The sequence below is a fragment of the Candidatus Paceibacter sp. genome, from assembly GCA_013360865.1.
Taxonomy (GTDB): Bacteria; Patescibacteriota; Minisyncoccia; order UBA9983; family UBA9983; genus SURF-57.
The window spans coordinates 1-5,999 of sequence record JABWAS010000035.1 but is presented as its reverse complement, the minus strand read 5'-3'; the positions used below and the strand labels follow the sequence as shown (position 1 = coordinate 5,999).

7 protein-coding genes and 1 pseudogene are annotated in these 5,999 nt (G+C 46.5%); all 8 read right to left on the bottom strand.

The window, feature by feature from the left end:
• Positions 1–618, bottom strand: a 618-nt coding sequence (locus HUT38_04505; GenBank protein ID NUQ57713.1) for a hypothetical protein, incomplete at its 3' end; no start/stop codon positions are given.
• A 3-nt stretch (positions 619–621) separates the two neighbouring features.
• A complete protein-coding gene (locus HUT38_04500; protein ID NUQ57712.1) occupies positions 622–1,578 on the bottom strand; it encodes a hypothetical protein in 957 nt (318 codons plus the stop codon).
• 41 nt (positions 1,579–1,619) lie between these two features.
• Entirely contained in the window at positions 1,620–2,180 is a 561-nt protein-coding gene (locus HUT38_04495) for a hypothetical protein (GenBank protein NUQ57711.1), read from the bottom strand.
• A complete protein-coding gene (locus tag HUT38_04490) occupies positions 2,164–3,942 on the bottom strand; it encodes a DUF87 domain-containing protein (GenBank protein ID NUQ57710.1) in 1,779 nt (592 codons plus the stop codon). The genes HUT38_04495 and HUT38_04490 overlap by 17 nt, the downstream gene beginning before the upstream one ends.
• 153 nt (positions 3,943–4,095) lie before the next feature.
• Positions 4,096–4,728 carry a TraC family protein gene (locus HUT38_04485; protein ID NUQ57709.1) on the bottom strand — a complete coding sequence of 211 codons (633 nt, stop codon included), beginning with the start codon at positions 4,726–4,728 and terminating at the stop codon, positions 4,096–4,098.
• A gap of 31 nt (positions 4,729–4,759) precedes the next feature.
• Complete coding sequence (locus HUT38_04480) at positions 4,760–5,179, bottom strand: PrgI family protein (protein ID NUQ57708.1); 420 nt, start codon at positions 5,177–5,179, stop codon at positions 4,760–4,762.
• Between the two features lie 18 nt (positions 5,180–5,197).
• A pseudogene (locus HUT38_04475) lies at positions 5,198–5,556 on the bottom strand (four helix bundle protein).
• A 50-nt stretch (positions 5,557–5,606) separates the two neighbouring features.
• Positions 5,607–5,999, bottom strand: a 393-nt coding sequence (locus HUT38_04470; protein NUQ57707.1) for a hypothetical protein, incomplete at its 5' end; no start/stop codon positions are given.

Sequence of the window (5,999 nt, the reverse complement as noted above, 5' to 3'; positions counted from 1 at the left end):
CCAGATGGCGCTTTCTATTTTACTTTTGGCTTCGCCTCTTGTTTTCTCATTGGCGCCACTGGCAATCCACATCACTCCGCCGATGGTTATCTGCAGCACCGCCAAAAAAGCGGCGATGCTTAAAACAAACCGGTACGCCCAGCCCAGATATTGCTCAAGTGTTACATTCTCACTCAATTCCCCGCCCACATACGGAAGGGGCTCAAGGAGGGTATAGGTGAATTTTTCGTCTTTTTCAGGCTCAATATCTATTTTTTCTCCTTTTTCCCAGTTTTCCGAAGATGTAACATCATCGTTGCTGTTTGTTGTTCCGGACCTGTACCACTTTTGGCCATCTCTGTCGGTGTATTCCTCCGAAAATTCCCCTCCCGATATTCCATCATTGGGCTTCCTGATGGCTTGCGTTGTTTCATAGCCAAAAGTGTTTTTATATTTTCTGGTTTTTAAAACACATTCTCCGTTGGATGACTCCGAACACGGATAGATTTCTGATGTTTCATCATAATATACAAATTGCGCGTAAACTGTTTTATTTTTTGGAAAAAGTAAAAATAATGAAAAAGTAAAAACAATGAAAAAACCCGCAGCAAATATTTTTTTAAATGATTTTACTTCCATAAATTAAAACGTAATATTCATAACCCTTTCCGCTTCCTGGAATGATTTCGGCGTTTCTTTGCGGGCTACGACCTTTATCGTCGCTTCCCCCGAGCCGCTTTCCGCGCGCAAGGAAACAACATTTTGTTTTTTTGCCGGCTTTATCGCCTTGCCGTTCATAAACCAGTTAAAAACTGACGTTCCGCTTTCAATATTAAAGAAATACGGTTCCGCCCTTAACGATATTTCCCCGTCGGACAACTCTATTTCTCTTGCCAATGATTTGCCAGAAACTTTCGGAGCTATACCTTCGGCGGTCAAGTGCAAATATTTCTGGAAACTTGATGACTTATTTTGGGTTGAAACTTTCAAACCCACAACGTAATCACCGAGATCGTTTAATCGAATGGCCAGCGTGTTTTTGCCTGCTCCGGAGCTGTCGGGAAGATTTTTATAATTCAGGCTCCATTCGTATACAAGATTGCTTCGCGGAAGAATACTTCCCGCCGCGAATAAATGCGGCATGGCCGTTACTTTTACAACTGTTCCCCGTCCCGCCAGAGCTTTGCCTTTGTACCCTGCCGGAACGGTGGTTTGCGCTTCCCACAGAAAATCTATGTCGCTGCCGGAAAATTTTCTGGTTTTGGAAGTTTTGGCGCCGTTGTTGGTCAGGATGTCAATTTTTAAAACACTTTCTTTTCCCAAAGACGGCAAAACAAACTCGGCCGTTTTAACACCCATACCTTTGGCGATTATCTTGCCGTCCAATGTCCAAGTAATGTCGCTTCTGTTGGGGTCAAATTGGTAGCTCACGATTTTGGCGGAAACTTTTTCTCCTGGCTTTGGCTCGCCCGGGATTGTCTCAATGGAAAACTCGGAACTGTAATCGTTTATTTCCTGGGCGAAAGAATTTTGGCCAATCACAAAAGGCAACATCAGGAAAAATATGATTGCGAATTTTTTAGCTCTGGCAATATTCATTGTCTATATTTTAGCACCCCAAAAACAACGCACAATGATAATTACTCCTCATCCTCAATCTCGTATGCTTGGGCCAAATTTTCCATTTCTTCTACCGACATTTCTCCCAGCCTTTCTTTATCCGCTTCCGCCTGTTGGACTCTTTTTACCAATCCATGCCAGGCGAAAAGCACGGCTACAACCGTCAGGGGTAATTCTTCAATGATGGGCAAGCTGTCGGAGACAAAAAACGCCAGCACCAAGGCGAACAATCTGCCCTTGAGCATGCCCTTGCCCCACATCAGGTAAAAAAGAACGGCCGACACGAAATACCCGGGCACCTGCCCGGCCACCGGAATCAATCCAATACCTAAAAAATCAAGCGCTATATCCAGCAAACCATCCTTAAACGCCGCCAAAGAAAGAACTATAAAAAGCGCCGATTTGTCGTTGCCTTTGGCTATCATCTCTTCCAGCTTATCCGCCAAATTTGCCGCCCCAAGCAAATTAGCCCTGCTGGCGGCGGCGGCCGCTTCCGACCGAAGTTTTGAGGCGTTAAACCTGCCGAGTTTTTCTTCCTCAATTTCAGTTATTTCACCTACTCTCCTATCTTCCCTGTCCATTGGCTAAGTTGAGTTCCTCCCGCGCCTTTTTAATGGCCATCAGCTGGGCCGGGTCGGAGGTTATTATCTGGTCCTCGGTGTAGGAGCCGAGAATTTTGATGGCCACGTGCTTGAGTCCGGCGAAAAATATCCCCTCGCCCACGTCGGACTCCAACAGCAAAAACTTTTCCTCGTCGGTGAGGTTAAAAGTCCTCTGCACCATGTCTATGGTCGCCGGCGACTGCTTGAGCAGAAGCTGGATGGAAGAGTTGGTGATAATGGGCAGGCCGTAAGGCGAAGCCAGAAAGTCGCCCACGTCCTGGGTAATGGTGGCCAGCCCCAGATAGTATTTCCTGCATCTTTTGGCGATGCCGTAAAGGAAAGAAGCGGTGTCCTCGTACTTCATCATCCACCAGGCCTCGTCTATCACCAATAGCCTTTTTTTAATGTCTTTTCTGACGATATTCCAGATGAAGTGAGTGATAAGATACATAGCCACCGGACGCAATTCGTCTTCCATATCTCTGATGGAGAAGACCACCAGCTTTTTATTGATGTCCACATTTGTCGGCTGGTTGATAAACCCCGCCCAGGTGCCTTTGGTGTATTTAGCCAGCCTTTGCGCCAAAGATTCCGCCCCTTCCATGCCGGCCAGCACCAGCTCCAAGTCGGAGAGCGTCGGCGGAATGGCGCCGGAAAAATCGGTTTCCGGCGTAATGTCCTTGGCGGCGTAAGTCTCGGTAATGGCTTTGTCCATAATGGAATCTTCCTCCACGGAAAGCCCGCCCAGCATCAGGCGGAACAACCCTACCAGCGATATGATGTTGGAACGCAAAACATCGGCCGGCGATTCGTCGTCCCGCACCGGCGGCAGGTCAAACGGATTGATATGGTGGATGGAGTTGAGCGAAATATTGAAGTACCTTCCGCCCGTGGCTTCGGCCAGATACTCGTATTCCCTTTCCGGGTCTATCACTATCACTTCGGTGCCCAGCATCATGGAGCGCAAAATTTCCAACTTGGTGGTGTAAGACTTGCCGGAACCGGCTTTGGCGAAGATGACCGAGTTGTAGTTCTCCATGGAAAAACGGTCAAAAAGAACAAGGCTGTTGTTATGGCGGTTGATGCCGTAAAGAATTCCTTTGTCAGACGACAAATCAAAGGAAACAAACGGGAACAGGCTGGAAACGGGCGACGAGTTGAGCTGGGTATTTATTTCCAGGTTGTCGGTCCCCAGCGGCAAAACTGTTTCAAAGCCTTCTTTCTGCTGGAAGAGGCATGGTTTGACGTAAACCATTTTTGATTCCAGTATAGTTTTTATCTCCGATTCGGTCTTGTCCAGTTCTTCCAGGTTATCGGCGTAAACGGTGATGTAAAGTCCCACGCCGAACAGTTTTTCCTGCGCCTGCTGGAGCTTGTCCCGCAAATCTTCCAGGTCTTCAAACGCCGTGTCCAAAATCGGATCGCGGACGAATCCCTTTTCCTCTTTGGTGTGAATTTGCGACTGAACTTCAGCCACTTTTTTCTGTAATTGTCTTAAAACGGAAGCGGTGTCCACCGGATGAATAAATATTGAAATGTCAAAAACCTTGTCCAGATTGATAACCGGCGAAAACCAGCTTGCCCCGAGAAACCTCGGGTAAGACATCACGAAGATGACCCGGGCCACCTTCTCCCCTATTTTTATATGGTTGGAAGTTATCTCCAGCGCGGAGGGGGCGATAATGTCCTGCAACCGCAAAACGCCCGACTCGTAAATTTCTTTGGGAATAACGGGCAGGATTTCTGACTCCTTCGCGCCGCTGTTTTTTTTGTTGATTAGCCATTAGCCATTAGCCATTAGCCATTAGCCATTAGCCATTAGCCATTAAATTATAACACAGTTCCTTGATTTCATTTTTCACTAGTGGCTAGTGGCTGATTGCTAATGGCTATTCTATTGCATTCTCGCCTTTTCGCTTTCCCCCGGATTGAACAATTCATAAAACAGCTCTATCAACTCCTCGGTGTTAAGCGGCACCACCCTCACCCCCACCCTCGCCAGACCTTGGGCCACTATGTCCGCCCTCTGTTGGAGCTGAAGTTTGTTTTCCTCAAATCTATCGCTGGCCTCTTTGGCCGTTTTTTTGGAAAAGTTGCCTACGATGTTTCCCAAGACGCCTTTCTGCGCTTCCATAACCGCCGTGGTATATGGCACCGCGATGTAAAAATTTTTGGAAACGACGTTACTTAATTTGACGAAGTTTTTTATGAACTCCACATATTCCCTTATCTGTATTTCCATCAGGTCGTTGTCCTGATTTTTTTGCGCCTCGCCGAGCATTGTGAGGTACGGGTCTATGTTCAGCTTCCGCGACTGGATGAAAAACTGGACGGTAAAATCAAGGGAGTTGAGAAAGTTCTGGTACTGCAGGGTTATGGCGTTTTGTTCTTCCTCCGATTTGAGCGCGAAGTTGAGAGTAGAGGCCATCAGAACCATCCGCATTGAGCCGTCTTTTAAAACGACGACTCCGTCGCGGATTTCTTTGACAGGCACGAATTCCTGGGTTGATTTTGTCGGCGTAGCCATTGGTTAATTATACACTATAAATTTGCTGCGCTTACTTAATGTTGTGTTTAATATCCAGACTCCAGGACAGCTCCTTAAGTTTACTTTTGGTCAGTTTGGGAATGTAAGGCTGGGCGGGCAGCGCTTTGCTTTTCGCGGCCAAAAGCTCTTCAACGCTTGACGCCGGTTTTATTTTCTCCTTTTTCCAGACGTAAATTTTCGGCCCGGTAAAATAATGGAAAGCGTTTTCCATCACCTCCATAAACGGCCGATTATTGACTTTATAGAAGGCTAGGGCGATGGCCAGGCCTCCCACCGGCGCGGCAAAAATCACCGTCAGGAAGAACGGCAAGGCGACGTGGAGCAGGAAAATTATGCCCGCCCCGCCGGCAAGATAAACGAACTGCTTGAAGGTAAGCGGCCCGAAAATTTTGCTCTCAACCTCTATAAATTGTGGTACTTGGAAACGCATAAGATTAGCCACTAGCCATTAGTGATTAGCCACTAGTGAATTAATAATTTTGTTTAAAATTCTCATAACTTCGTTTACCAAACCGAAGCCTTGTTGACATCTTTACCCGACACAAACTTCAACCTTTCAGAAATTTCAATCTGCGTGTCAAGTTCAGCCGCGGAAGCATAAGCCACTCTCAAAAATTGCGTATATTCCTGCCTATGTTTTCTTGCAAAACCTTCAGCAATGTTAGACGGTATTGAGACTGCGGCTCTTTTCATTTGATTGGCCAGGCCACACAACTCCGACTGTGGAAATTTTTTTGTAAGAAAGTAAACTTCCATAACCAGTTGCATACCTTTTTGCCAGACAATTAAATCCCTGTAAGATTTTATCATTAAATATCTTTTTTCTTTACTATTGGCTAATGGCTAGTGGTTGACGACTATTCTACCGGTTCCCTATAAGGATCTACCGCATACTTAACTTTTGGCTTCTCTGTTGGCGGTTGCGGTGCCGGTTTTTCCTCGTAAGTCTTTTCTTCCACCGGCGCCTGATGTACTTCTTCTTTCATTTTCACGTCAAAGGGATTTGTGCTGCCTTTCAAAATATCCGGCACCTCGTCTTTGCCGTGGTCTTTTTCTATCTCCTTCAAAATCTCCTCCCGATGCGGCTTATCCAAGGACTGTCCTTGGAAATTTGCCGAGACAAAAGTTTCTCTTTGAGGTTTTTCCAAAGGTGAAACCTTGGCCGATATTTCCGAACCGTCCGTAATTCCATGTATTTTTCTAAGCGAATCCCGCACCGGCCGGAAAACCTGCTCGTTGATGTCTTGGGC

Excerpts from the sequence above, each read along its gene's own strand:
- HUT38_04480 (NUQ57708.1), bottom strand. The coding sequence starts at position 5,179 with ATGCGTTTCCAAGTACCACAATTTATAGAGGTTGAGAGCAAAATTTTC.
- HUT38_04485 (NUQ57709.1), bottom strand. The coding sequence starts at position 4,728 with ATGGCTACGCCGACAAAATCAACCCAGGAATTCGTGCCTGTCAAAGAA.
- HUT38_04500 (NUQ57712.1), bottom strand. The coding sequence starts at position 1,578 with ATGAATATTGCCAGAGCTAAAAAATTCGCAATCATATTTTTCCTGATG.
- HUT38_04495 (NUQ57711.1), bottom strand. The coding sequence starts at position 2,180 with ATGGACAGGGAAGATAGGAGAGTAGGTGAAATAACTGAAATTGAGGAA.